Annotated in this window: 25 protein-coding genes; 18 read left to right on the top strand and 7 right to left on the bottom strand. The window is 71.8% G+C overall.

Translation table 11 applies throughout. From position 1 onward, the window contains the following. Positions 1-336: 336 nt before the first annotated feature. The gene (locus C8N24_RS12670; protein ID WP_121250414.1) at positions 337-780 is read right to left on the bottom strand and encodes a pyridoxamine 5'-phosphate oxidase family protein; all 444 of its coding nucleotides are present in this window, start codon (positions 778-780) and stop codon (positions 337-339) included. Continuing rightward, positions 777-2,801: a helix-turn-helix transcriptional regulator gene (locus C8N24_RS12665; protein ID WP_121250412.1), complete on the bottom strand. Its 2,025-nt coding sequence runs from the start codon at positions 2,799-2,801 to the stop codon at positions 777-779. The genes C8N24_RS12670 and C8N24_RS12665 overlap by 4 nt, the downstream gene beginning before the upstream one ends. A gap of 105 nt (positions 2,802-2,906) precedes the next feature. Between C8N24_RS12665 and C8N24_RS12660 the strand changes: the two genes are divergently transcribed. Together C8N24_RS12660 and C8N24_RS12655 are read left to right on the top strand one after the other, a co-directional pair. Continuing rightward, a complete protein-coding gene (locus C8N24_RS12660; protein WP_121250410.1) occupies positions 2,907-3,542 on the top strand; it encodes a response regulator in 636 nt (211 codons plus the stop codon). Continuing rightward, positions 3,539-3,748: a histidine kinase dimerization/phospho-acceptor domain-containing protein gene (locus C8N24_RS12655; RefSeq protein ID WP_121250408.1), complete on the top strand. Its 210-nt coding sequence runs from the start codon at positions 3,539-3,541 to the stop codon at positions 3,746-3,748. Before C8N24_RS12660 ends, C8N24_RS12655 begins: the two co-directional genes overlap by 4 nt. Positions 3,749-3,785: 37 nt before the next feature. Here the strand turns inward: C8N24_RS12655 and C8N24_RS12650 are convergent, their stop codons facing one another. Further along, complete coding sequence (locus C8N24_RS12650) at positions 3,786-4,496, bottom strand: alpha/beta fold hydrolase (RefSeq protein ID WP_121250406.1); 711 nt, start codon at positions 4,494-4,496, stop codon at positions 3,786-3,788. A gap of 40 nt (positions 4,497-4,536) precedes the next feature. Continuing rightward, complete coding sequence (locus C8N24_RS12645) at positions 4,537-5,385, bottom strand: acyl-CoA desaturase (protein WP_245971844.1); 849 nt, start codon at positions 5,383-5,385, stop codon at positions 4,537-4,539. A 125-nt stretch (positions 5,386-5,510) separates the two neighbouring features. Here C8N24_RS12645 and C8N24_RS12640 point away from each other — a divergent pair, with 125 nt between their 5' ends. Genes C8N24_RS12640 through C8N24_RS12625 form a run of 4 tightly spaced genes read left to right on the top strand, consistent with a single transcriptional unit; the run spans position 5,511 to position 11,560 of the window. Then, complete coding sequence (locus C8N24_RS12640) at positions 5,511-6,752, top strand: helix-turn-helix domain-containing protein (RefSeq protein WP_121250403.1); 1,242 nt, start codon at positions 5,511-5,513, stop codon at positions 6,750-6,752. 5 nt (positions 6,753-6,757) lie between these two features. Beyond that, the gene (gene rfbD, locus C8N24_RS12635; protein ID WP_121253161.1) at positions 6,758-7,603 is read left to right on the top strand and encodes a dTDP-4-dehydrorhamnose reductase; all 846 of its coding nucleotides are present in this window, start codon (positions 6,758-6,760) and stop codon (positions 7,601-7,603) included. Between the two features lie 2 nt (positions 7,604-7,605). Next, positions 7,606-8,595 (top strand): dTDP-glucose 4,6-dehydratase, encoded by a 990-nt coding sequence (gene rfbB, locus C8N24_RS12630; protein ID WP_121253159.1) that lies wholly within the window; start codon positions 7,606-7,608, stop codon positions 8,593-8,595. A gap of 34 nt (positions 8,596-8,629) precedes the next feature. Next, positions 8,630-11,560 (top strand): P-loop NTPase fold protein, encoded by a 2,931-nt coding sequence (locus tag C8N24_RS12625; protein ID WP_147447764.1) that lies wholly within the window; start codon positions 8,630-8,632, stop codon positions 11,558-11,560. Here C8N24_RS12625 and C8N24_RS12620 read toward each other — a convergent pair. Further along, positions 11,557-11,970 (bottom strand): hypothetical protein, encoded by a 414-nt coding sequence (locus C8N24_RS12620; RefSeq protein ID WP_121250399.1) that lies wholly within the window; start codon positions 11,968-11,970, stop codon positions 11,557-11,559. The genes C8N24_RS12625 and C8N24_RS12620 overlap by 4 nt on opposite strands. 41 nt (positions 11,971-12,011) lie before the next feature. Between C8N24_RS12620 and C8N24_RS33920 the strand changes: the two genes are divergently transcribed. From C8N24_RS33920 to C8N24_RS12610, 3 genes are read left to right on the top strand one after another with little or no spacing between them, the layout of a single operon-like run. Beyond that, positions 12,012-12,698, top strand: a complete 687-nt coding sequence (locus C8N24_RS33920) for a uracil-DNA glycosylase (RefSeq protein WP_170179046.1) — start codon at positions 12,012-12,014, stop codon at positions 12,696-12,698. After that, the gene (locus C8N24_RS12615) at positions 12,695-13,885 is read left to right on the top strand and encodes an MFS transporter (protein ID WP_170179045.1); all 1,191 of its coding nucleotides are present in this window, start codon (positions 12,695-12,697) and stop codon (positions 13,883-13,885) included. The genes C8N24_RS33920 and C8N24_RS12615 overlap by 4 nt, the downstream gene beginning before the upstream one ends. Positions 13,886-13,923: 38 nt before the next feature. Next, a complete protein-coding gene (locus tag C8N24_RS12610) occupies positions 13,924-18,282 on the top strand; it encodes a DEAD/DEAH box helicase (RefSeq protein WP_121250395.1) in 4,359 nt (1,452 codons plus the stop codon). Here the strand turns inward: C8N24_RS12610 and C8N24_RS12605 are convergent. Continuing rightward, entirely contained in the window at positions 18,266-19,477 is a 1,212-nt protein-coding gene (locus C8N24_RS12605; protein WP_211339940.1) for a reverse transcriptase family protein, read from the bottom strand. The genes C8N24_RS12610 and C8N24_RS12605 overlap by 17 nt on opposite strands. Positions 19,478-19,676: 199 nt before the next feature. On the opposite strand from C8N24_RS12605, the gene C8N24_RS12600 reads away from it, so the two are divergent. Genes C8N24_RS12600 through C8N24_RS12590 form a run of 3 tightly spaced genes read left to right on the top strand, consistent with a single transcriptional unit; the run spans position 19,677 to position 21,593 of the window. Continuing rightward, entirely contained in the window at positions 19,677-20,123 is a 447-nt protein-coding gene (locus C8N24_RS12600; RefSeq protein ID WP_147447763.1) for a PIN domain-containing protein, read from the top strand. Next, entirely contained in the window at positions 20,116-20,889 is a 774-nt protein-coding gene (locus C8N24_RS12595) for an Fpg/Nei family DNA glycosylase (RefSeq protein WP_170179044.1), read from the top strand. Before C8N24_RS12600 ends, C8N24_RS12595 begins: the two co-directional genes overlap by 8 nt. Then, the gene (locus C8N24_RS12590) at positions 20,877-21,593 is read left to right on the top strand and encodes a glycerophosphodiester phosphodiesterase (RefSeq protein WP_147447762.1); all 717 of its coding nucleotides are present in this window, start codon (positions 20,877-20,879) and stop codon (positions 21,591-21,593) included. Before C8N24_RS12595 ends, C8N24_RS12590 begins: the two co-directional genes overlap by 13 nt. Here C8N24_RS12590 and C8N24_RS12585 read toward each other — a convergent pair. Continuing rightward, positions 21,566-22,039 carry a hypothetical protein gene (locus C8N24_RS12585; protein ID WP_147447761.1) on the bottom strand — a complete coding sequence of 158 codons (474 nt, stop codon included), beginning with the start codon at positions 22,037-22,039 and terminating at the stop codon, positions 21,566-21,568. The genes C8N24_RS12590 and C8N24_RS12585 overlap by 28 nt on opposite strands. Positions 22,040-22,098: 59 nt before the next feature. Here C8N24_RS12585 and C8N24_RS12580 point away from each other — a divergent pair, with 59 nt between their 5' ends. The 6 genes from C8N24_RS12580 (at position 22,099) to groES (ending at position 25,672) form a co-directional block, all read left to right on the top strand. Next, positions 22,099-22,620: an RNA polymerase sigma factor gene (locus C8N24_RS12580; protein WP_245971842.1), complete on the top strand. Its 522-nt coding sequence runs from the start codon at positions 22,099-22,101 to the stop codon at positions 22,618-22,620. Continuing rightward, entirely contained in the window at positions 22,613-23,689 is a 1,077-nt protein-coding gene (locus C8N24_RS12575; protein WP_121250385.1) for a DUF4349 domain-containing protein, read from the top strand. Before C8N24_RS12580 ends, C8N24_RS12575 begins: the two co-directional genes overlap by 8 nt. Positions 23,690-23,769: 80 nt before the next feature. Then, positions 23,770-24,417 carry a Crp/Fnr family transcriptional regulator gene (locus C8N24_RS12570; protein WP_147447760.1) on the top strand — a complete coding sequence of 216 codons (648 nt, stop codon included), beginning with the start codon at positions 23,770-23,772 and terminating at the stop codon, positions 24,415-24,417. After that, positions 24,407-24,820 (top strand): NUDIX hydrolase, encoded by a 414-nt coding sequence (locus tag C8N24_RS12565; RefSeq protein ID WP_121250382.1) that lies wholly within the window; start codon positions 24,407-24,409, stop codon positions 24,818-24,820. Before C8N24_RS12570 ends, C8N24_RS12565 begins: the two co-directional genes overlap by 11 nt. A gap of 11 nt (positions 24,821-24,831) precedes the next feature. Next, positions 24,832-25,230, top strand: a complete 399-nt coding sequence (locus C8N24_RS12560) for an ASCH domain-containing protein (RefSeq protein ID WP_028062855.1) — start codon at positions 24,832-24,834, stop codon at positions 25,228-25,230. 151 nt (positions 25,231-25,381) lie between these two features. After that, a complete protein-coding gene (groES, locus tag C8N24_RS12555) occupies positions 25,382-25,672 on the top strand; it encodes a co-chaperone GroES (RefSeq protein ID WP_121250380.1) in 291 nt (96 codons plus the stop codon). Positions 25,673-25,675: the final 3 nt, after the last annotated feature.

Here is a 25,675-nt window from a genome sequence, read left to right as displayed (position 1 = left end):
CGCTGCGCGGGCGAGCCGCTTGACCCGCCGCGCGCCGGCGTGATGTAGACAGGTGAGGAGGGTTCCCCTCACTGAGTGAACGCCCCGGCGTCCACCACGCCCGAGCACGAGGGACCGGCCGCGGCGAGGGGGGGGTGGGCCGGGGAACTTTCGCTAATCGAAAGCGAGCCGGCCCACCCCCCCGCGAAACCGGCCCTCGCCATGCGAACGGGGGAACGCGCACGCGTTCCACAGTCCGGGGAACCCGGCTCACCCGCCCGTAAACGCGCCCGCCCCGACGGGTCAAGCGGCTCGCCGCGAAGCGCGAGTTGCTTGACGCGGCGGCCGCGGGTGTGTTTACCCGGAGCCGTAGAGCTTGCGGTGATCGAACGAGCTGACCGCCACCACCTCGAACTGCAGCGCGACGCGCTTCGCCGCCACGCGCGCGTCGACCGGCGAGCCGTCGCCGTACCGGCCCGACAGCGCGGTCCCGATCTCCGCGACCAACGACGGGTCCCGGTGCACGACCGCGCGCGCCTTGATCATCACGCCGCGCAGCTGGTCGTAGGACTCCCCCGCCTCGACCTGCAGCGTGCAGCGCGGGTCACGCTCGACGTTGACGACCTTCTGGGACTTGCCGTAGGTCCACGCCCAGATCTCGCCGTCGCGGACGACGAACCACAGCGGCATCAGGTGCGGCCAGCCGTCGCGGCCCAGCGTCGCCACGGTCACCACGCGCGCTTCGGCGAGGAACGCGAGCACCTCCTGCGAGGACATCGCGATCGCCGCGCGCTGGTTCATGTCGTGCGGGCGACCAGCTTCTCGGCGGCCTCGAGGACCGCTTCGCGCGCGTCGGCGGGTTCGAGCACGACGGCGTCACCGGCTTCCTTCAACACCTCGCGGACGAGGAAGTCGAGGCCCTTGAAGGTGATCTCGACCACGACCGCGCCGCCTTCGACCTCGGTCAGCACGGGCCGCTGCTCACGCGCCCAGCGCGCCTGCTCGGCGCCGACCAGCACGCGCGCGGAGCGGGAGCCGCCGATCCGGCCGGTCCGGGGCCAGCCGCCGATGTCGGCCGCCACGTCGAGGTCGGCGCTGGGCACGAACGTCTCGTCCAGCACGCGGGCACGCTTGATGCGGTCCAGCCGGAAGTGGATCAGCCGCTCGCGCGAGCGGTCCCAGGCGGCGATGTACCAGCCCTCGCGCGAGTTGATCCGGCCGTAGGGCTCGACCACGCGCTCGGAGTAGCGGTCCTGGGACTGCGTCCAGTACTCGAGCTCGAGCAGCCGGTGCTCCTGGATGGCGATCTCGGCGCGGTGCATGATGTCGTCGTCGACCTTGGGCGAGACGATGTGCAGGCCTTCCTCGACGGGGTCGAAGCCGAGCGCGTCGACGACCTTCTCGCGCGCCGAGCGCAGGTCGGCCTGCGCCAGCCCGATCAGGTCGATCGCGGCGACCAGGGCCTTGGCCTCGATCGGCAGCAGCCGCGCGGGCCGGTCGAACGTGTCCGAGTAGGGCTCGGGGTCGACCTCGATCTCGCCCGTGGGCTTGACCTCGGCGTAGATCACGTACGCGCCGCCGCCGAAGTTGACAACGTTGAGCACCGCGATGTCCTCGCGCAGCTCGGTCGGGGACAGCTGGAGCTGCTCGCAGACGTCGTTGACCAGCAGGGTCTCGCCCGCCTTGCCGGCGGCGATCAGCACGGTGGCGAGCGTCACCAGCCGGGCGAAGCGCTCGGGACGGATCGCGGCGTCGCCGCCACGCGAGCGGCCATTGGACTCCACCGGCACGGGCACGGCAGGCGCGCGCGTCGGCACGACGGCGGGTGCCTCGCCGCGATGGTCCTCGATCAGCTTGTCCACGCGCCCACGGGCGTCCTCGACCAGCTCGGCCGGGCCGACGATCCGCAGGCCGAACTCGAGCGCCCACGACACGAGCAGGCGCGGGATCGAGTAGTCGGTCCGGTACACCCCGTTGGAGAGCGTCCCGTAGTCGCCGTACTGGCGCTCGATGTACCACTCGAGGTTCTCGGGGATCTCGATCTCGGCGTTGCCGACCGGGTCGCCGAGCTGCCACGGGATCCGGTTCGCGTACACGCGCGGGTCGAAGTCCTCGGGGCGCTGGAAGTCGTGCTCGGCCTTGGTCGCGTAGGCGACCTTGCCGCGGATCCGCGACAGCCGGAACTCGCGCACCGCCTTGCGCTCGTGCGAGTACCCGACGAGGTAGAACTGGCCGCCCTCGAAGAGCAGGTGGTACGGGTCGACCTTGCGCTGCTCGGTCGCGTCCCGGCCCATCGTGTGGTACTCGAACTCGATCCGCTTGCGGCGGTAGATCGCGGTGTCGATCTTCGCCAGCCGCGCGCTCGTCTCGCCACCGCCGGCACTCGCCGTGATGCCGAGGCCGATCGTCTGGCGCGAGTCCGAGCCCAGCGGGGACGGCCGCCCCCACGTGATCTGCTGGAGCGCGAGCCGCAGCGGCTCGGCGTACGCGAACTCGCCGTCGAGCAGCGTCAACGCGGCCTGGAGCGCGGCGCGCTCGGCGTCGGTGAACGCGATCGGCGGCAGGTGGAAGGCCTCGGGCGCGAGCGAGTAGTTCTCCTGCTCGGAGAAGCCGTCCGCCGGCTTGTCCACACTGAGGTGGATTCCGAGCGCGTCCAGCTCGGCCCGGTCGGCGTAGAAGCGTCGTGCGAAGGCGTCCTCGGTCATGTCCGAGTAGCCCTCCACGTCGCGCCTGATCTCCGTGGCCGTGACCGGCCGCCGCTCCGCCATCAAATACGAGATCAGCGACAGCTGGCGGATGAGCTTTTCCGTGTCCTTCGCCAAACCTTGCGACACCATAGAGTGCCGGGCGAAACGTAAGCTAGGGAGCGCCCGGAATTTCCGGGTCTTCAGCGTCGGCCCGGTCCTGCCGACACATCGTCCAAACCTATGCCTCTGCGCCTTGTGCTGATCGAGGATCACCAAGCCCTCCGCGAGGGTCTCGAGCTGCTGCTCGACCGCGCGGGGATCGACGTGGTCGCCACCGCCGGCACCGCCCACGAGGGCCGTGGGCTGATCGAGGGTCACGATCCCGACGTCGCGCTCATAGACATCCGGCTCGGTGAGGAATCCGGGATCGAGCTCACCGCCCAGCTGATCGACGCCGACCCCGAGCGGCGCGTCGTGCTCTACACCGGCTCCAGCGACATCGAGCTGCTGATCAGCGGCCTGGACTCCGGCGCGCGCGGCTACGCGCTCAAGGAGGGCACGCAGGCCGAGCTGACCACCGCGCTGCACACGGTGGCCGAGGGCGGCACGTACGTCGACCCGCGCCTGCACCCCGCGCTCCTCTCCCAGCGCGCGACCCAGAAGCAGAAGTCGCTGTCCAAGCGCGAGCGCGAGATCATGGACCTGCTCGCCCAGGGCATGACCGGCGAGCAGGTGGCGGAGCACCTGTTCCTGTCGCCTGAGACGATCAAGACGCACATCCGCAACGCCATGAACAAGCTCGAGGCCAACACGCGCGTCCACGCCATCGCCATCGCCCTGCGCGAGGGCTTCATCTCGTCGCCCGGGCGCTCGTGAGCGACGAGGACCTCGTCCTCGACGCGGAGTCCCGGCGCCGGCTCCGGCACGACCTGCGCACGCCGTTGACGATCGTCGCCGGGTTCGCCGAAGTGCTCGCCGGTGAGCGCCAGCTCACCGACAAGGACCGGCGCGAGTTCGCGCAGCGGATCCAGGACGCGGCGGAAGACCTCCGCCGCCTCCTGGACGACGTGCTCGAGGATTGACCCCGAGGGGGCTGCCGCCCCTTCGAGACTCCCCCGCTCAGGCCGCCGCCGCCAGGATCGCGTCGATCGTGACCTGGGGGTGGGAGACCATCGAGACGTGCGAGCCCGGCGCCTCGCTGATCGTCGCGCCCGCGCGCTCGGCCATCGAGCGCTGCGTCGCGGGCGGGATGACCTTGTCCTCGGTGCCGATCACGGCCCAGCTCGGCAGGTTCTTCCACGCCGGCGGGCCGGAAGGCGTGGTGTTGGCGGCGAGCGTGATCGGGCGCTGACCCGCCGCGATCAGCCAGCGGTCGGCCTCCGGCAGGTCCTGGGCGAACGACGTGTGGACCGTGTCGGGCTTGAGGAACGCCTCGGCGTCGCCTTCCGGCGAGCCCGGGTAGCCCCCGATGTCGAACACGACGCTCGGGTCCGGGATGTCGAACGCCGAGCCCGAGCCGCCGAGGATCTGGAAGACGAACTCCCCCTCGTCGGGGATGAACGCGTCCACGAAGACGAGCGACTTGACGTTCTCCGTCGCGGCGTTCGCGATCACGAAGCCGCCGTAGGAGTGGCCGACGAGCACGACCGGGCCCTCGGTGCGCTGGGCGAGGAACGAGCTGATGTAGGGCGCGTCGATCGCGACCGAGCGCAGCAGGTTGGTGGGCGCGAGGACGGTGAAGCCCTGGCTCTGCAGCTCGGTGGCGACGGGGTTCCAGCTGGAGGCGTCGGCCCACGCTCCGTGGACCAGGACGATGGTCGGCTTCGACATCGGCCGACCCTATACGCAGGGGCAGCCCAGTATGTGAGCGCTACGCCGCCATCTTCTGCTGCTGGCGTTCCGGCGTGATCTCGACCACGTTCCAGGCGAGCTTCACGCGCCGCATGCCGCGGATCACCCAGCCGGTCGGGTCCAGCCGCTGCTCCCAACCGCGCAGGCCGTGGAAGGCCGAGCGCGGGAACGTGTGGTGGTTGTGGTGCCAGGACTCGCCCATCGACAGCAGCGAGAGCCAGGCGACGTTGGTCGAGTGGTCGTCGACCTCGAAGCGCCGGCGGCCGAAGAAGTGGCACACCGAGTTGATCGACCACGTCACGTGGTGGACGAGGAAGATCCGCACCGGGCCGCCCCACAGCGCCGCCTCGAACGCGCCGCGCCAGGTGCCCGTGAAGACCAGGCCGAGCAGCCCGGGGAACGCGATCCCGAGCGCCACCCACAACGGGAACGTCTTGTGGATGACGTGCATGCCGCGGTCCTCGTAGAGGTCGCGGGCGTACTTCTGGTGCTCGCTCGTGCCCGAGTGGTCGAACAGCCAGCCCATGTGCGCGTACCAGAGGCCGCTGACCGCGCCCTTGAACCCGTCACCGTGGCCGTGGGGCGTGTGCGGGTCGCCCTCCTGGTCGGTGTGGGCGTGGTGCTTGCGGTGATCGGCGACCCAGTTCATGACCGGGCCCTCGACCGCGACCGAGCCGAGCGCGGCGAGGAAGTACTCGACCGGCTTGTAGGTCGCGAACGAACGGTGCGTGAACAACCGGTGGAAGCCGAGCGTCACGCCCATGATCGTCGCGACGTACATGAAGGCCAGGATTCCCAGCGACGTCCAATCGACGAGCTGGTCCCAGAGGAGGACGATCGCCAGGATCACGCCGAGAAACGGCAACACGACCCCGGCCAGGTTCAAGGCGCGGTGGCTAGCTGACACGGTCGGTAGGTCTACCCGTTAGGGACCCCGAAGTTCCTGGCCGGTAGCAACACTTACCGCGAGCCGTTCTTGTAGCCTCGTGACAAATGGCGACGCTCACCCCGCCATCGGCGGACGCGCTCCGTGCGACGCTGCCCGACCTCGCGAACGACATCATCGCCGCGATCGTCAGCGAGGTGCCGGATTACGCCCGGGCGATGGAGGGCCGGTTCGGCGAGGTCGTGCGCTTCGGCGTGGAGGTGGCGCTCAACCGCTTCGTCGACGTGCTCGGTGGCGCGGCGCCGAAAAGTGAGTCAAGCGCGCGTGACACGTACGTGCGCCTCGGTGCCGGCGAGTACCGCGCCGGCCGGTCGCTGGACGCGCTGCTCGCCGCGTACCGCGTGGGCGCCAAGATCGCCTGGCGGCGCTTCGTCGAAGCGGGCACGCGGGCGGGCTTCGCGCCCGATGCCCTCTACGACCTCGGCGAGGCGATGTTCGCCTACATCGACGAGATCTCCGCGGAGAGCGCGGCCGGCTTCGCCGAAGCCCAGTCGGATGCGGCGGGCGAGTCCCAGCGCCGTCGCCGCGCGCTCGTCCGGCTGCTGGCGCAGGAGCCGCCGGCCGCCGAGGAGACCGTGCGCACGGCCGCGCAGGCCGCCGGCTGGTCCTTGCCGCGCCTGCTCGCGGCGGTCGTGGCCGGCGAGGCCGCCGAGCCCGAGCGCACGGACGAGCTGGACGGCCGCGCGGCGCGGCTGGCACGACGGATCGGTCCCGGCGCGGTCGGCGCCGCGGTCGGCGGGATCGCGATCGTGATGCTGCCCGACCCGGAGGGCCCCGGCCGGCGCAAGGCGCTCGAGGCGGCGCTCAACGGCGACCTCGCCGCGCTCGGCCCGTCGGTCGCGTGGCCGGAGGCGGCGACCTCGCTGCGACGCGCGGCGGCCGCGTTCCGCCTGGCGGAGGCGGGGCGGCTCACCCCCCCGGCGTGTGGGGCGGACGCCTCCCCGAAGGTGCAGTCTTGTCCCAACCTCGTCGTCGCGGTCGAGCATCTGCCCGCGCTGCTGCTGGCCGCGGAGCCGGCGCTCGCGGCGGACCTCGCGCGCTCGCGGCTCGCACCGCTCGACGGGCTCGCCAGCGGGCCGCGCGAACGGCTCGTGGAGACGCTGCGGGCGTGGCTGGACCGGCCCGGGCAGGTCCAGGCGGTGGCGGCCGAGCTCGACGTCCACCCGCAGACCGTGCGGTACCGGCTCAAGCAGCTGCGCGAGCTGTTCGGGGAGCGGCTGGAGGACCCGGAGGCGCGATTCGAGCTGGCGCTCGCGCTGCGTGCCGCGGACGGGGTTCGCTACACATGACGGCCATGCGCCTACTCGTCACCGGGGCCGCGGGCATGCTCGGCACGGACGTCGTGGCGGCCGCGGCCGCTCAGCACGACGTCGTCGCCTTCGCGCGCGCGGAGCTCGATATCACCGACGCCGAAGCCGTCCGCGCCGCGATCGGCGACACGCGGCCCGCGGCGGTGATCAACTGCGCCGCCTACACGAACGTCGACGCGGCCGAGGACGACGAGGACGCCGCCACGCGCATCAACGGCGACGGCGCCGGGCACCTGGCCGCGGCGGCCGCCGAGGTCGGCGCCCACATCGTCCACGTCTCGACCGACTACGTCTTCCCCGGAGACGCGACCTCGCCCTACCCCGAGGACGCCCCGACCGGCCCGATCGGCGCCTATGGCCGGTCCAAGCTCGCGGGCGAGCTGGCCGTCGCCGCGGCGGCGCCGACGTCGCACTCGATCGTCCGCACGGCGTGGGTGTTCGGCCCGCACGGCAAGAACTTCGTCGACACGATGCTCCGGCTCGGCGCCGACCGCGACGAGCTCAAGGTCGTCGACGACCAGCTCGGCTGCCCGACCTACACGGGCCATCTCGCGCAGGCGCTGATCACGATCGCCGAGCAGCGTCCGAACGGCATCCTCCACGTGGCCGGCGGCGGTCAGTGCACGTGGCGCGACCTGGCCGTGGCCACGTTCGCCGCCGCGGGGCTCGACGTCACCGTCCACCCCACGACGGCCGCCGAGTTCGGGGCCCCGGCGCCGCGGCCCGCCTACTCTGTCCTCGGCTCGACCCGCACCGACGCACCCACCCTGCCGTCGTGGCAGGACGGCCTCAACGCCCACTTGACCCAACGGGAGGTACTCGCGTCGTGAAGTTGCTTGCGACCGGCGCCGCCGGCTTCATCGGCGCGAACTTCGTCCATTACACGATGCGCAACCACCCGGAGTACGAGGTGGTCGTGCTGGACGCCCTGACCTACGCCGGCAACCAGGAGAGCCTGAAGCCGGTCGCCGACCAGATCGAGTTCGTGCACGGCGACATCTGCGACGCCGAGCTCGTGGACCGCCTCGTGGCCGAGTGCGACACCGTCGTGCACTTCGCCGCCGAGTCGCACGTCGACAACTCGCTGCACGACCCGGAGCCGTTCGTCCGCACCAACCTGGTCGGCACGTTCACGATCCTCGAAGCCGTCCGCAAGCACGGCGCGCGCCTGCACCACATCTCCACCGACGAGGTGTTCGGCGACCTCGACCTCGACGGCGACGACCAGTTCACCGAGGACACGCCGTACGACCCGTCGAGCCCCTACTCGGCGACCAAGGCCGGCTCCGACCTCCTCGTCCGCGCCTGGGCGCGCTCGTTCGGCATCCACGCGACGATGTCGAACTGCGCGAACAACTACGGCCCCTACCAGCACGTCGAGAAGTTCATCCCGCGCCAGATCACCAACGTCTTCACCGGCGCCCGCCCGAAGCTCTACGGCCAGGGCGAGAACGTGCGCGAGTGGACCCACGTCGACGACCACAACGAGGCCGTCCACCTCATCCTCAGCAAGGGCACGCCGGGCGAGACCTACCTGATCGGCTCCGGCGACGAGCGCAACAACAAGGAGATCCTCGAGCTCACCCTCGAGCTGCTGGGCGAGCCCGCCGACGCGTACGACCACGTGCCCGACCGCCCGGGCCACGACCTGCGCTACTCGAACGACTCCACCAAGATCCGCACCCAGCTCGGCTGGGAGCCCAAGTACGGCGACTTCCGCACCGGCCTGCAGGCCACGATCGACTGGTACCGCGAGAACGAGTGGTGGTGGGGGCCGCAGAAGGCCGCCACCGAGGCGCGTTACTCGCAGCTCGGCCGCTAGCCAACGCCGCGCGGTCCGTTTAGGGTCGCGGTCAATGGACCGCGACCGTTTCTCGGCGTCCGTTCGCCGGGTGGCGGACAGCTTCAGCAAACCGGTGACCGCAGGTGGGTTCGCCGGTGCGCTCACCGGCCTTCCGCTGCCCGACGGCGGAGACGACCGTCTGGCCAGCGAGTGGCTGGAACGCTGTGAGCCGCTGCTCGTCGCGGAGACGGGGCTCGACGAGGCCGCCGTGGCCGTGGCGCTCGGCCGGCTCGAGCCGCCGGTCGGTCGCGCCCTGCGCGGAGATGAGGCTCCGCTGCACGAGTGGGCGAAACGTCCCCGGGTCACCGGCTACGCCGAGCTGACCCGGTTGGAAGGGGACCACAACACGTGCGCGATCAGCCCCGACGGCCGACGGATCGCGTACGGCGGGGACGACGGACAGCTCCACATCCGCGTGCTCGACACGGAGGACGAGGAGGTCGTCAACTACCGCGACGCGGTCGTGGACTGCGCGTATGGGCCGGGCGGAGCGCTCGCGGTCGCGCTCGCCGACGGGTCGATCCGGCTGCACGGAACCGAGATCGTCATGCGCCACGAGGGCGTCCGCTCACTCGCCTTCGTCGGCGAGGCGATCGTGGCGGCGTCCTCAGACGGCACGGTCAGGTCCTTGACCCAGCAGACCTCGATCGTTTTGCTCAGCGCAGAACAGGGCGAGGGCATGCGCCGTCACGCGGCCGCGGGCGACTTGATGGCCTTCCCGATCGACGCCGGGGTGCTGCTGTACGACGACGAGGCGACTGTACTGCCGAGCGGTCCCGTCGCCACGTGTGCCATCGGCGCTTCCGGCCGTCACGTCGCTGCAGCGACCCAGGACGGGGCGCTGCTGCTCTGGGACCTCACACGCCCGGACCTCCCCTACACCGCAGCGAGCCGAGGCGTCCGCGGGTGCGGATTCAGCGACGACGGGCGCGTGGTGCTCGCCGCCGACGAGGACGGGGTACGTGGATTCGACGTCGTCTCGGGCGCGCCGCTCGGCACCTCCGATGGAGCCGCGCTCGGGACGGTGTGGCGTTGCGCGACCGGACCCAACGGGATGGTCGCGGTCGCCTCGGATTCCGGCACTGCCGTCTACGAGCCGGTCGCGGGCCACATGACGCTGGCCGAGGTCGCGCCGGACTCGCTCGGCGGGACGGACCTGCTCGGCGTCGCCGCCGACGCCGCGGCGCTCGCGGACGTGATCTCCGCGAAGACGACCAGCCCGCCGCTGTCGATCGGGCTGTTCGCCGACTGGGGGTCGGGCAAGTCGTTCCTGATCAAGCTGATCCAGGAACGGGTGCGGATCCTCTCGCGCCGGGCGAGCGGCAACCCGGACGCGGCGGCGCACTGTGCGCACGTGCGCAACGTCGAGTTCAACGCGTGGCACTTCGCGGACGCGAACCTGTGGGCCAGCCTCGCGAGCCACATCCTCGACGCGATGGCCAAGCCCGAGGCAGGCACGGACGCGCGGACGGCCGCGGCGCGCCTGGCGAAGCTCGAAGAGCTGCTCGCCGCCGAGTCGGCGACCGGCCGCCAGCTCGAGCGCGCGCACCGGAAAGCCGTGCGGGCGCAGACGTTGCGCAGGCTCGGATTCCTGGCCCTCGGGCGTGACAGCGAGAAGACGCTCGGCGAGCTCAAGGACGCGTGGACCTGGCTGCGGATCCTGCTTGGCGTCATCGTCCCGATCGGGGTGCTGGCCGCGGTGCTGATCGGCCTGGTGGGCCTCGACGCCGCCAAGACGTCCGTGACCGCCGCCCTCGCCGCGGCGGCGACGTTCGGCGTGACGGCCAAGCGCGTTGCGGATGCGCTCGGCAGCTTCAGCCCGACGTCGGTCGAGACCGTCAAGAACGCCAAGGCCGAGGTGGAGGCAGCGAAGGCACGCGAAGCCGGTCTGCGCGAGGAGTACGACGACCTCGCGCACGGACGTGCCCTTGCGCGGTATGCGGCGAAGCGCGGCGGCAGCGGCGACTACCGGTCCCAACTCGGCCTCATCTCGCGCATCCACGAGGACTTCGAACGGATGAGCGACCTCCTGACGGGCCAGCGCGGTGCCAGAGGCGGCGACAAGGACCTACCGCAGATCGACCGGATCGTGCTTTACATCGACGACCTCGACCGCTGCTCCCCCAAGCGCGTCGTCGAGGTGCTCGAGGCGGTGCACCTGATCCTTGCGCTCCCCTTGTTCGTCGTCGTGATCGCGGTCGATCCCCGCTGGCTGCTCCAGTCGCTGAAGCTCCACTACGCCGAGTTGCTGAAAGCGCAGGACGAGCCGCATTGGCAGTCGACTCCGCTGAACTACCTCGAGAAGATCATCCAGATCCCGTTCACGCTTCGGCCGATGGGACCGGCCGGGACGACCGCGCTGGTCTCCAGCCTGCTGCCCGTGTACGTGCCCGTGACCGACAGTCCTGCGGAGACGGCGACGCCCGCCACCCCGTCAGCACCCGTGACCCTCGCCCCGGCTCCGGCCACCGGGACCCCGACGCCACGGACACCCGCGCCCGCTCTGCTGAATCCGCGCCAGCTCGTCCTGACAGAGCGCGAACGCGACTTCGCGGCCCTCGTGGCCCGCGAGCTCCACACCCCGCGCGCCGTCAAGAAGCTCACGAACATCTACCGGCTCGTGCGCGCTCGGCTGGAAGAGGACGCCGAGGCGTTCATCGCAACGCGAGGGGCCGACATGCCCGAATTCCAGGCGGTGCTGATCTTGCTGACCGTCCTGATCGCCTATCCCGACGAGGCCAGCGGCCTGCTGCTCAAGCTCGACGAACAGCAGGGCGCGTGGTCATCGCGCCAGATCGGCGGGGAACTGGGAGCCTTCCTCGACCGCGCGACCGAGCAGGCGATCAACGGCGCGACGACGTCGACGGAGCCGTTCCGCCGGCACGCGCTGGAGCTGGCCCGTTACTCGTTCGCGGCGGGCCAGGAGGTCTACGCGAAGCGCTAGGCCCCGCCGAGAGCGGACGCGCGCCACGCGCCCTTCTCCTTGATGAAGGAGAAGGTGGCGATGTTCTTGGTGTCGTCGCCCTGCTGGACCTTCGCGGTCGCGCTGGTGCCGGTGACCTTGACGTCGGTCACGTCGAGGTCGTAGTCGCTGGCGTCCTTGATGACGCGGTCGATCTCGGTCACGCAGTCGCTGCCGGCGTTCTTGATCTCGGTCTTGAGCTGGGAGGCCAGGATGTCGTTGCAGATCTTCTCGGTGTTGCCGCGGGCGGCGGCGGTCGAGAGCTCGTCGACGACCTTGGCGACCTGCTGCTGCTCGGTGTCCTTGAACTGGGTGTCCGAGGCCTCCTGAGCGGTACCGCACCCGCTCACGAGCAGGGCGATGACAGGGGCGGCAAGGAAAGCGCGGCGCATACGGGTTATGAGCCTAGCCGTAGCTACGCTCCAACGGTCCTATGGCCGCCTTGGATGCGCTCAACGAGGCGGTCGTCGACTGCCGCCGCTGCCCGCGGCTCGTCGAGTGGCGTGAGCAGGTGGCGCGGGAGAAGCGCGCGGCGTTCCGGGACTGGGACTACTGGGGCCGGCCGATGCCGGGCTTCGGCGATCCGGCCGCCCGGATCCTGATCCTGGGCCTGGCGCCCGCCGCGCACGGCGGGAACCGCACGGGCCGGATCTTCACCGGCGACCGCTCGGGCGACTTCCTGTTCGCCGGGCTGCACCGGGTCGGGCTCGCCAACCAGGCGGAGTCGGTCCACAAGGACGACGGGCTGCGTCTTCAGGGCGCCTACATGGTCGCCGCGGTGCGCTGCGCACCGCCCGCCAACCTGCCCACGCCGGAGGAGCGCGCGAACTGCTCCGACTGGCTGGAGCGGGAAGTGATCCTGCTGCCGGACGTGCACGTGGTCGTCTGCCTCGGCGGCTTCGCGTGGGAGAGCGCGCTGCGGCTGCGGTCCACGCTCACCCGCACGCCGATGCCGCGTCCCAAGCCGAAGTTCGGGCACGGCGTCGTCGCCGACGGCGAGCCGTGGCCGCTGCTCGGCTGCTTCCACCCCAGCCAGCAGAACACGTTCACGGGCAAGCTGACGCCGCCGATGCTCGACGAGGTGCTCGAGCAGGCGAAGGCGCTGGCCTGGGCGTCGTGAAGCGCTACCTCGAGATCCTCCGCTCGCCGTACGTGGGCGTGCTCGTCGCCTCGTCGCTGTTCTCGCGGCTGCCGATCGGCATCAACGCGCTCGCGATCGTGCTCTACCTGCGCGAGCAGACCGGCTCGTTCGCGGTCGCGGGCGGGGTGAGCGGGACGCTGGCGCTCGGGTCGGCGATCGGCGCGCCCGTCCAGGGGCGGCTCGTCGACCGGCTCGGCGCGCGCCGCGTGCTCCTGCCGATCGCCGTGCTGCACGCGGTCAGCCTGGGCGCGATCGTCGGCCTGGCCGAGCTCAGCGCGCCGACGGCGATCCTGCTCGTGTGCGGCTTCGTCGCCGGCTTCGCCGTCCCGCCGACGTCGTCCGTGCTGCGCTCGATGTGGACGGACCTGGTCGAGCCGCGCCTGCACCAGGCCGCGTACGCGCTCGACAGCACGATGATCGAGCTGATCTTCATCAGCGGCCCGCTGCTGACGGCGGCGATCGCAGCGATCGCCTCTCCGGCGGGCGCGTTGATCGTCAGCGCCGTGGCGGTCGTGGTCGGCACCGCGATCTTCACCGCCCTGCCGCCGACCCGCCACGTCGAGAACGCCGAGGAGCGCGAGCACCACGGGCTGCTGGGAGCGCTGACCTCCCCCGGTGTGCGGACGCTGGTGTTCACGTCGTTCCCGGCCGGCGTCGGCCTGGGCATGCTCGAGGTCGGCATCCCGGCGGCCAGCCGGGCGGAGGGCGCGCCCGCGCTGGCCGGCGTCCTGCTGGCGATCTGGTCCTTCGGCAGCCTGATCGGCGGGCTGGCCTACGGGACGCTCCCGCGGCGTTCGGTGCACCGGACGCACCTGATCCTCACGGCGGTGCTCCCGCTCACGCTGCTGCCACTGGCGGTCGCGCCGGGCGTGTGGGCGATCGCGCTGCTGGTGCTGCCGGCCGGCTGCTGCATCGCGCCGCTGCTCGCCACGCGCAACGAGCTGGTCGGCGGCGTGGCCCCGCCGGGCATGCGCACCGAGGCCTACACCTGGCCGATCACGGCGTTCGTCGGCGGGATCGCCGCCGGCGCGGCGCTCAGCGGCTCCCTCGTCGAAGGCCCGGGCTGGCGGACGTCGTTCGTGATCGCCGCCGCGGTCGCCTCGACCGGTGCCCTCGTCGCCCTCGTCGGCCGCCGCACGCTGGTCCCCACGCCACGTCCGATTTGATCTATCCATCGGACTGACCGCGTAGTGTTCTTCGGTCCATGACCGATCCGCTCGCTCAGTTCACGCCTCAGGTTCGCGAGTGGTTCGGCCGGGCGTTCGCGTCGCCCACCGAGGCGCAGGCGCAGGCCTGGCCGGCGATCGCCACGGGCGAGCACGTGCTCATCTCCGCGCCGACCGGCTCGGGCAAGACGCTGGCCGCGTTCCTCTACGGGCTGGACCGCTTCGTGGCGAACCCCACGCACGAGCAGACGCGGCTCGTGTACGTCTCGCCGCTGAAGGCGCTGTCCTACGACGTCGAGAAGAACCTGCGCGCGCCGCTGCGCGGGATCGGGGCCGACCTGAACGTCGCCATCCGCACGGGCGACACGCCGCAGAAGGAGCGGCGGGACATGGTCAAGCACCCGCCCGACGTGCTGATCACCACGCCCGAGTCGCTCTACCTGATGCTCACGAGCGGCGCCCGCGCGATCTTCGAGGGCACGGAGACCGTGATCCTCGACGAGATCCACGCCGTCGCGCAGACCAAGCGCGGCGCGCACCTGGCGATCACGCTCGAGCGGCTGGTCGAGCAGGCCGACCGCGACGTGCAGCGCGTGGGGCTCTCCGCGACCCAGAACCCGCTGGAGGAAGTCGGGCGGTTCATGGTCGGCCCCAAGCGCAAGGCGACGATCGTCGACACGGGCGTGCGCAAGCCGCTGGACCTGAAGATCCACGTGCCGGTGGAGTCGATGGTCGAGCCGGAGACGATGGACCTCGACCTTGACCCGTTCGCGGGCGGCGAGGCCACCCGCAAGTCGATCTGGCCGGCGATCTACCCCGAGCTGCTCAAGCTGGTCAAGGAGCACACCTCGACGCTGATCTTCGTCAACAACCGGCGCGCGGCCGAGCGGCTCGCGCTGCGGCTGAACGAGATCGCCGAGGAGAACATCGCCCGCGCGCACCACGGCTCGCTCGCCCGCGAGGAGCGGCTGATCGTCGAGGAGATGCTCAAGGCGGGCGAGCTGCCGTGCCTGGTGGCGACGTCGTCGCTGGAGCTCGGCATCGACATGGGCGCCGTGGACCTCGTGCTGCAGGTCGAGTCGCCGAAGTCGGTCACCGCCGGCCTGCAGCGGATCGGCCGCGCCGGCCACAACGTCGGGGACACGTCGAAGGGCCGGATCTTCCCGAAGTTCCGTGCTGACCTGCTCGAGTGCGCGGTCGTCGCGCAGCGCATGCGCGAGGGCAAGATCGAGACGACGGTCGTCCCGCGCAACCCGCTGGACGTGCTCGCGCAGCAGATCGTCGCGATCGCGGCCACGGACGAGGACTCGCCGGTCGCCGTCGACGCGCTTGCGGCCATGCTCGCCCGCACGTACTCCTACGGCGAGCTCTCGCGCCAGCAGCTGGAGAACGTGCTGGACATGCTCGACGGCCGCTACCCGAGCGAGGAGTTCGGCGAGCTGCGGCCGCGGATCGTGTGGGACCGCGTGAACGGCACGATCCGGCCGCGCAAGGGCTCGCGGGCGCTGGCGATCACCAACGCGGGCACGATCCCGGACCGCGGCCTGTACTCGGTCAACCTCCCGGACGGCCGCCGCGTCGGCGAGCTCGACGAGGAGATGGTCTACGAGGCGCGGCCGGGCCAGACGTTCCTGCTGGGCGCGTCGAGCTGGCGGATCGAGGAGATCACGCGCGACCGCGTGATCGTCACCCCCGCGCCGGGCGTGCCGGGCGCGGTGCCGTTCTGGAAGGGCGACGGGCTGGGCCGCCCGCGTGAGCTCGGCGAGGCGATCGGCGCGTTCTCGCGCTGGGCCGTGGACCAGGAGCCGTCCGCGCTCGCCGAGAGCCACCACCTCGACGAGAAGGCCGCCGTCAACCTCGTCGGCTTCCTGCGTGAGCAGCAGGAGGCGACGCGGGTGATCCCGAGCGACAACACGATCGTGGTCGAGCGCTTCCGGGACGAGATCGGCGACTGGCGCGTCTGCGTGCTGTCGCCGTTCGGCGGCCGTGTGCACGCCGCCTGGGGGCTCGCGCTGAGCGCCCGCATCCGCGAGGTGCACGGCCTGGAGTCGGACGCGATCTGGAGCGACGACGGCATCATCGTCCACCTTCCCGACGCCGACGAGCCGCCGGGCGAGGAGCTGATGCTGATCGAGCCGGACGAGCTCGAGGACCTCGTGGTCGGCGAGCTGGGCGGCAGCGCGCTGTTCGGCGCGCGCTTCCGCGAGAACGCGGGCCGCGCGCTGCTGATCCCGCGCGCCTATCCCGGGCGCCGCACGCCGCTGTGGCAGCAGCGCCTGAAGTCGCAGTCGCTGCTGGAGGTCGCCCGGCGGTACGCGCAGTTCCCGATCGTGCTGGAGACCTACCGCGAGGTCCTGCGCGACGTGCTCGACCTCCCGGGGCTGACCGAGCTGCTGACGAAGCTGCACCGGCGCGAGATCTCCCTCGTCGAGGTGGAGACCGAGACGGCCTCGCCGTTCGCGTCCTCGCTGCTCTTCGACTACGTCGCCACGTACATGTACGAGGGCGACCAGCCCAACGCCGAGCGCCGTGCTGCCGCACTGGCGCTGGACCGCGAGCTGCTGCGCGAGCTGCTCGGCCAGGAGGAGCTGCGCGACCTGCTGGACCCCGTCGCGCTGGACACGGTCGAGGCCGACCTCCAGCGGCTCTCCGAGCGAACGCAGGCCGACAGCGTGGACGCCCTCCACGACGTGCTGCGCCGCGTGGGCGACCTCACGCAGGCCGAGGCCGAGGCGCGCGGCGGCACGCTCGCCTGGCTCGAGCAGCTCAAGGGCGAGCGCCGCGCCGCGTTCCTGCGCGTCGGCGGCGAGCAGCGCTGGATCGCGGCCGAGGACGCGGGCCTGTACCGCGACGCGCTGGGCGTCGTGCCGCCGTCCGGCCTGCCCGAGGCGTTCATCGCCGACGTCCCGGACGCGATGGACCGGCTCGTGCGCCGGTACGCGCGCACGCACGGCCCGTTCGAGTCCGCCGCCCTGCGCGACCGCTACACGATCGACTTCACGCCCGTGCTCGAGCGGCTCGAGTCCGCGGGCGACCTCGTCCGCGGCGAGCTGCGCCCCGGCGGCACCACGCGCGAGTGGTGCGACCCCGAGGTGCTGCGCCGCCTGCGCCGCGCCTCGTTGGCCGCGCTGCGCGCCGAGATCGAGCCCGCCGACCAGCGTGCGCTCGCCCGCTTCCAGGCCAACTGGCAGGGCGTGGACCGTCACCCGCCCGCGGGCGCGGGCGTGGACCGGCTGCGCGAGATCCTCGTGCCGCTCCAGGGGCTGCCGCTCCCGCTCGAGGTCTGGGAGCGCGACGTGATCCCGCGCCGCACGGGCGCCTACTCGCCGTCGTGGCTGGATCAGCTGTGCGCGTCGGGCGAGGTCGTGTGGGTCGGCGCGGGCGCGCTCGGCCGGCGCAGCGGCCGCGTGGCGCTCTACTTCCGCGACGACGCGCCGCTGATCGGCCCGCCACCGAAGACCGCCGAAGCGCCGACCGAGCCCGTCCACGAGGCCATCCGCGCGCGGCTCGCCGCCGGCCCGTGCTTCTTCACCGACCTGCTGACGGACGTCAACGGCTTCCCGACGGAGGAGCTTCAGAACGGGCTCTGGGACCTCGTCTGGGCGGGCGAGGCCACCAACGACGCGTTCGCGCCGCTGCGCTCGCCGAAGCTCACCGCGGCCACGCCGCAGTGGTCCCAGCGCGCTCGCGCCGAGCGCAAGCGCACGTTCGGCTCCCGCCGGCGTGGCGGCGCGCAGCCGGCCGTGCAGGGCCGCTGGTCGCTCACCCCGCCGCTGTTCCGGGCGGGCGACGACGACCCTGCGCTGCGTCGCCGCACGCAGGCCGAGTTGCTGCTCGAGCGCTACGGCATCGTCACGCGCGAGCAGGTGCTGGCGGAGGGCATCCCGGGCGGCTTCTCGAGCTTGTACGACTCGCTGGCCGCGTTGGAGACGATCGGCGTCGCGCGGCGCGGCTACTTCGTCGAGGGCCTCGGCGGCGCGCAGTTCGCGCTGCCGGGCGCGGTCGAGCGGCTGCGGGCGCAGAAGGACGACGACGCCGCGCCGCCGATCGTCCTCGCCGCGACCGACCCCGCGCAGCCTTACGGCGCCGTCCTGAAGTGGCCGGACACGCCGCGCCGCCCGCAGCGGGCGGCCGGCGCGTACGTCGTGCTCGCGGGCGCCGAGCCGGTGCTGTTCATCGAGAAGGGCGGCAAGGGCCTGCAGGTGCTCGTCGAGGCCGACGACCCGCGCGTGCAGCCGTCGCTGGAGGCGCTCGTCGAGTCGGTCAAGCGCGGCCGGATCAAGCGGCTCGCGCTCGAGAAGGTCGACGGCGAGCCCGTCGTGGGCTCGCCGTACGAGGAGCTGCTGATCGAGCTCGGCTTCCGCGCCGGTCCGCGCAAGCTCACATTGACGACCTGAGCTTCGCCGCTCGCGCCGGGTTGATCGCCGCGATCCACGCGATCCGGCCGAGCACGTGCTCGCGGTCGTAGTCGCCGCGATGGATGATCGCCTTCAGACGGTCGTACTCGGCGCGCGGGACGTTCGGATGGGCGTTGACGACGATGCCGGTCACGACCTGGCGCGAGCCGCGCCCCATCGTGCGGGTCTTGCCCCGGTTGACGGTGAAGCCCTCGTCGCGCGCGAGCTCCGTGACCGCGGCGTGCGGGGTGCGCAGGTGGTGGTCGGCGGAGAGGACGAGGTCGTCGGCGTAGCGGGAGTACGTCGCGCCGATCTCGCGGGCCAGACCGGTGAGCCGGCGGTCGAGGGCGTGCGCGGCGAGGTTCGCCAGCGCGGGCGAGGTGGGTGCGCCCTGGGGCAGGTGCGGCGTCGCGAGCCGGCGGGCGAGCCGGAAGTGGCCGGGCACCGACTCGTCCGCCGGGACGACGTTCGTGCACAGCCCGGTGAGCGTGTGCGCGACGGCCTCCGGATAGCCCGCGGTGCGGAAGACGCCGTACACCCGCGCCGCGCTGACGGCGGCGAAGAAGTCCTCGAGGTCGAGCCGGACCACGACCTTGCGCCCGACGTGCAGCGCCGCGTGGGTGTGCGCGGAGCGCCCCTTCACGAACCCGTGCGCGGCGTCGTGCGTCGGGATCCAGGCCAGCAGCTCGCGCAGGATCCAGCGCTGGATCTCCTTCAGGCGCGCCTTCGGCCGCTCGAGCACGCGCGGCGGCCCGCTGCGCCGCGGCACGCGGACGTACGTGTAGTTGCGCAGCTTCCCGGTGCTCGTGCGCTCGAGCCCGCGGACGTCCGCGAGCCAGCCGAGCTGGCCGGGTTCGAGCTCGAGCCGGTCGGCGAGATCGCCCAGCGTGTCGATCCGCGGGACCGGCCAGCGACCGGGCGCCATCTCGGTGTGGAAGACCGGCTCGCGCAGGAGCCGCGGCGGCAGCCGGACGTCGTCGAGCAACGTGAAGACGAAGTCCGCCAGCTCGCGCGGGCGGTCGCGCGGCGGATGCCGGTACGCGCGCAGCGTGCGCTCGGCGACGCGCCTGTGCCACACGCGGCGGCCGAGCGCGCGTCCGGCGCGCTTCGCCATCGCCTCCAGCTCCCACTCACCGCCCAGGAAGGAGCCGGCGAGCACTCGCGCGGTCTCCCGACGGCTCAGCGACGATGCCACCCGACGGCTCCTGTCGTGCGTGTGCAGACGTGCCCCGGACGGGCGCACCCGCGCACACGCGATGCACTGCCTCTGGTACCTCGATCTCCCCGGGGGAACCCCGGAGACGCACCTCGCGAACACAAGGGGTCTGACCCTTCATGTCCGGTGCGGGCTCGGGCGGGCATCATCGCGACGGCGCACCATACTCAGGTGCGGCGTGATCCGCAGGATGATGATCGACACGATGGTGTTCGACGCGCTGCACGACGACCCGGCGGGGCGTGAGGCGGTGCTGGCCGCGATCCGCCACGGCGAGCTGGACCTGCTGACGACCCACGTGCAGGAGGATCAGATCGCGGCGATCCGCGACCCGGCGCGGCGCAAGGCGCTCCAGCAGCTGCCGCGGACGGTCGTGCCGTCGTCGGTGGTCGTCGAGGGCGTGACCCGCACCGGCCGGGCGCGGGTGAGCCCGCGCAACCCGTACGCCCGTATGCGCGACGTGCGCCACTTCCAGGACTCGTTGATCGCGGACGCGACGGCCGCGCGAGCGGACCTGCTCGTGACCGACGACCGGCGCCTGGCCCGTGAGGCGTACGAGCTCGGCAACGACGTGTGGTCCAGCGCGGAGCTACTCGGTTGGGCGAAGGGACGCCACGGTGCCTGAGGGCGACACCATCCACTACGCGGCGAGCAAGATCCGGCCCGTGCTCGAGGGGCACGTGCCGGACTCGATCGAGACGCCGCACCCACGCTTCGGGCGCGACCGCTGGCCCGAGAAGCTCGCCGGACGCGCCGTGCGGTCGGTCGACGCGCACGGCAAGCACCTGTTCCTGCGCTTCGAGGGCGGGCTGACGATCCACAGCCACCTGCGGATGACCGGCAAGTGGCGCACCCGCGCCGCCGACTGGCCGACGCCGCGCAACACGTGGCTGATCATCCGCCGCGGGAACATGCTCGTCGCCCAGATCAACGGCCCGGTGCTGGAGCTGATGACCGACAGCCGCACGCGCTTCGACCGGCGCCTGGCCATGCTCGGCCCGGACATCCTCGCTCCGGAGCTCGACGAGCGGGGCATCCTGCGCCGCCTGCGCGAGGACGACCCGACGCGGACGATCGGCGACGCGCTGCTCGACCAGCGGATCCTCGCCGGGATCGGGAACCTGTGGAAGGTCGAGGGCTGCTTCGCCGCCGAGATCGACCCGTGGCGCAAGACCGGCGACGTGTCCGACGAGGAGGTCCTGAAGATCCTGCGGATCACGCGGCCGCGGATGCAGCGCTCCGCGCGCGACGGCATGCAGGACCGCTTCAAGGAGGTCTACGGGACGGTCGGGCAGAACTGCCCGCGCTGCGGCGCGCTGTCCAAGATCCGCTCGCGCGGGCAGGGCGACGACAACCGCATCACATACTGGTGTCCGAGATGCCAGCACTGAGACGGATCGGGCACAAGGGCGCCGACCTCATCGTCCCGGGCAACACGCCCGCCTCGTTCGACGCGGCGCTCGCGCACGACGTGGACATGATCGAGTTCGACGTGCTCGAGCACGAGGGCCGGCTCGTGCTCGCACACGACTTCGAGCACACCGACGGCGCGCCGACGCTCGAGGAGGGCCTCGCGCACCTCGCGAGCAGCGCGTTCGACGGCGTCGAGCTCGACGTCGACCTCAAGCTGCCCGGGTACGAGGAGCGGGCGCTGGCCGCGTTGCGCGAGCACGGCCTCGTCGAGCGCACGCTCGTGTCGACGCTGTGGATGCGGTCGCTGGTCAAGCTGCGGGCGCTGGAGCCGAAGCTGCGCCTCGGCTGGAGCGTGCCGCGCCTGCGCAGCGACCCGACGCAGTCGTGGCTGACGAAGGTCCCCGCCTACGCGGGCGCGGCGTGGCTGCGGACGAAGCTCCCGCGCAGCGCGGCCGCGCACATCGCCGCGGGCCGGTGCGACGCGCTGATGTGCCACTGGCGGCTCGTCACGCCGCGCCTGGTGCGCGCGATCGGCGAGGCCGGCGGCGAGCTCTACGTGTGGACCGTCGACGACGGGCCGCGGATCGGCAAGCTCGAGCAGCTCGGCGTGACCGGGGTCATCACCAACGACCCCCGGCTCTTCGGCCCACGCCCTCAGAGCACGCAGGTCGCCGCGGAGTAGCCCGCGGGGTCGGAGCCCGCCTTGGACGCGTGCCCGGCCTCCGTGGCCACCTCCTGCTGGCGCGGGAGCGTGTCCCCCTTGCGCCAGCGGAACTTCACGACGCCCCGCAGCGTGACCGGCGTGGAGCGCTTGGCGAACGTGAAGCTCCAGCCGTACTCGACCGGCACGCCGCGTGCGGTGCCGACCACACGCCAGCCCGAGTCGGCGCCCTCGACGTTCTCCCATTGCCCGTCCGCTGCGCGGTACTGCATCCGGAAGCGCATCGACAGGCGCGCACCCTTCGGTGTGCCCGGCATCGACGCCCGGACGCCGACGGCGTCAGGCTGCTTGGGCGTGTCGCAGACGTTGACCGTCGCCCAGGCCTCCGCCTCCTGCCTCGCCGAGGCCGTGGCCGGCGCCAGCGCCAGCGCGAGGATCAACAGAGCGGCAAGCAGCGCGCGTGGCATGGTCGGCGAAGAATCTAGCGCGGGATGTGATGGTTTCCAGAGACCGTCGTAGTGAGGGTGTGACGGCCACCACTGCGACCGTTCCCGACACCGCCGACCGCGCGTTGGACTTCGACGCGCTGTACCGCGAGTCGCGGGATGACGTCTTCGCCTACGCCGCGACGCTCCTCCGGGACAGCGCGGCCGCCGAGGACGTGACCGCCTCTGCGTTCGAGCGCGCTTACCGCAAGCGCTCGCGCTTCGACGCCCGCCGCGGCTCGCCGCGTGCCTGGCTGTTCGGCATCGCCCGCAACGCGGCCCTGGACGAGCTGCGCAAGCGCAAGCGCGCGGCGACGGCACCGCTCCCCGGCCCGCTGCACGAGCCCGGTCCCGACGAGGCGGCCGAGCAGGCCGCCGAGCGGGACGCGGTCCGCGTCGCGCTCTCGGGCCTCGCCGCCCGCGACCGCGAGGTGATCGCGCTCAAGTACCACGCCGACCTGTCCAACGCCGAGGTCGCGGACGTCCTCGGCGTCAGCGTGTCCAACGCCGGCACGCTCCTGAACCGCGCCATGAACAAGCTCCGGGAGGCCCTCGATGCCTGACCTCGAGACCCTGCTGCGGGAGACCAAGCCCGCCCCCGACCCGGCGTGGACGCTGCGCATGGACAGCCAGGTCGCGCACCGTTTCCCTACGCCGCCTTCGCGGGCCCGGCGGACGTTGACGACGATCCGCGACCACCTGCTGGCGATCTTCGCCTCGCTCGCGGTGGCCGGCGTGCTCGGGATCGTCGTCGTCGCCGCGTTCTCCGGCGTCAGTGGCGGCGACGATGAGGCGGCGACGAGCAGCGGCTCGTACGCCGCGGACTCCGCCGAGAGCAACAGCGGCGGTGCGTCTTCGGCCCCGCAGGCGGCGGCGACCGAGGAGCCGCTCGCGGCACCCACGACGGCGCCGGGCGGCGTCACGCCCGAGCGGCGCGCGCAGCGGGCCGTCAAGGCCAGCGCATCCCTCACGCTCTCGACGACGCCGGACCGCGTCCAGGGCATCACGAACCGCGCGATCACGATCGTCGACCAGCTCGACGGCTTCGTCCAGAGCTCGGAGATCGACCAGCCGAGCCCGCGCCAGGCGGTCGCCAACCTGTCGCTGCGGATCCCGTCCGGCAAGCTCGACGACGGCCTCGGCCGGATCTCCAAGCTCGCCAACGTGCAGTCGCGCACGCAGCAGACCGAGGACCTGACCGACCAGCGCGAGGCGCTCGAGGCGGCCGTGCGGGACGCGCGCGCCGACCGCGAGGGCCTGCGCAACCGGCTTCAGAAGGCGACGACGGACAAGGAACGCGCACGGCTGCGGGCTCTGCTGGACCGCGCGACGCGCCGGGTCACCCAGCGCACGCGCCAGGTCAACGAGCTCGGCCGCGAGGTGAGCTACGCGACGGTCGACCTGGAGATCCGTGGCACGCGGTCCGGCGCCGGCGCGGCCGCCGGCTCGGACGACCGGTGGACGCCCGGCGACGCGCTCGGCGACGCCGTGCGCGTCCTGGAGGTCGTCGCGGGCGTCGCGTTGATCGTCCTCGCAATTCTCCTGCCGATCGCCGCGATCGGCGTCCTGGCGTGGATTGCGGTGCGGATCACCACCCGGAAGCGGCGGGAGCGCGCACTTGAAGGGGCATAGATTCCGCTGGGAGTGGTAGACCCCCGGGGTACGTGACGGGCAGCACACTCCCAACCGCCGAGCTTCTCTCCCGGGTCCCGGTGTTCCATTCACTGGCCCCCGACGACCTCGCCCTCGTCGCCGAGGTGTCCCACCCGCGCCGCTTCGGCGCGGGTGAGGTCGTCTTCCGCGAGGGCGACGAGTCCAACACCTGCTACGTCGTCCGGACCGGCCATGCGCGCGCCGTCCGCGAGCACGCCGACGGTCGTCAGATCGCGCTGGCCACGTTCGGCCCGGGCGACATCTTCGGCGAGCTGGCGATGTTCGACGACGAGCGCCGCAGCGCCACGGTCGAGACGATCGACCCCGTCGAGGCGCTCGCGATCCTCGGGCCGGACATGCGCCGCCTGATGCTGCGCCGGCCGCAGCTCGCGGTCGCGCTGGCCGGTTCGCTCGCCCGGCGCCTGCGCGCCACCAACGAGCGGCTCGCGAGCCAGTCGTTCCAGACGGTGCAGTCGCGCGTGGCGAGCGTGATCGGGCAGCTCGTCGCCCAGGCGGTGGCCGAGGGCGCGCCGTCCGAAGAGGTCCAGATCACGGCCACGCAGGCCGACCTCGCGATGCTCGCGGGTTCCTCACGCGAGTCCGCTTCCCGGTTCCTGGCAACGCTCGAACGGGCAGGGGTGATCTCTCAGGGGCGCGGACGGCTGGTCGTCCACGACCCTGACGCGCTTCGCAACTATGTCTACTGAGCTCGAGACGTCTTACGGCGGGGTGGTCCTGCGAGGAGAAGAGCTCCTCGTGATCACCCCCGCGGGCAAGACGGTCACCGGGCTCCCGAAGGGCGGCATGGAGCAGGGCGAGACGCCGGAGCAGGTCGCGGCGCGCGAGGTGCGGGAGGAGACGGGCGTCGTGGCGAACGTGCTCGAGCCCCTCGGCGATGTTCGCTACACCTACCGCCGCGGCGGCCGGCGGGTGCGCAAGACCGTCCACTTCTTCCTCTGCGAGTACGTCGACGGCTCGACGAGCGACCATGACCACGAGGTCGACGATGCGCGCTGGATCGAGCTTTCTCAGGCGCCTGGAGCCCTTTCGTACCCGGGCGAGCGAGCCTTGATCGAGCGGTTGTTGGCCCAGAAGGCCTCCGGACGCTAGTCTGCCGCCTCGTGCAGGTCCTCAACTTCTACTCCACGGTGTTCGCCGACCAGATGAAGCGTGGTCGCAAGACCGCCACCATCCGCCTCGGCGACAAGCGGCACAAGTACCGCAAGAACCAGGTCGTGCTCGTCACCGTCGGCTACCAGTACTCGCCACGCGAGAAGCTGTTCCACGCCGTCATCGACAACGTGGAGGTCAAGCGGGTCAAGGACCTGTCTCCGCGGGACATCGAGCACGACAACCCCGAGTTCCGCCGTACGGAGGAGCTCGTGCACTTCCTCAAGCAGATCTATGACCGCGAAGTCGCCCTGGACGACACGGTCACGGTTGTGCGCTTCTCGCAGATCGTCGAGAACCCGCCGGATTTCCAGGACCGACTCCGCGGAGTCGGCGGCGCGCAGAATTAGCGCCGCCTAAAGAATTGGCACTCTTGTGAAGAGAGTGCCAATTCACCCTTGACGACCTCGACTTTCGTCGTATCATGGGCCGCCGCTGGCACTCTCCCCGTGAGAGTGCCAAGAGGATTTTCCAGGCACCCATCTGAGTGGAGGTCACTCAATGAAGCTCAAGCCGCTGGGCGATCGTCTGATCGTCAAGGCCGTCGAGGAGGAAGCGACCACCGCTTCCGGCATCGTTCTTCCTGACACGGCCAAGGAAAAGCCGCAGAAGGGCAAGGTCCTCGCCGTCGGCGACGGCAAGCTCGACGACAACGGCACGCGCCAGCCCCTCGACGTCGTCGAGGGCGACGAGGTCCTCTACTCGAAGTACGGCGGCACCGAGATCACGGTCGACGGCGAGGACCTGCTGGTCCTGCGCGAGTCCGACGTCCTCGCCAAGGTCGCCGGCTAACCG

Source organism: Solirubrobacter pauli (assembly GCF_003633755.1).
GTDB lineage: Bacteria > Actinomycetota > Thermoleophilia > Solirubrobacterales > Solirubrobacteraceae > Solirubrobacter > Solirubrobacter pauli.
Note: the sequence above shows the minus strand (reverse complement) of the source record. Positions and strands in the feature narration are given on the sequence as shown.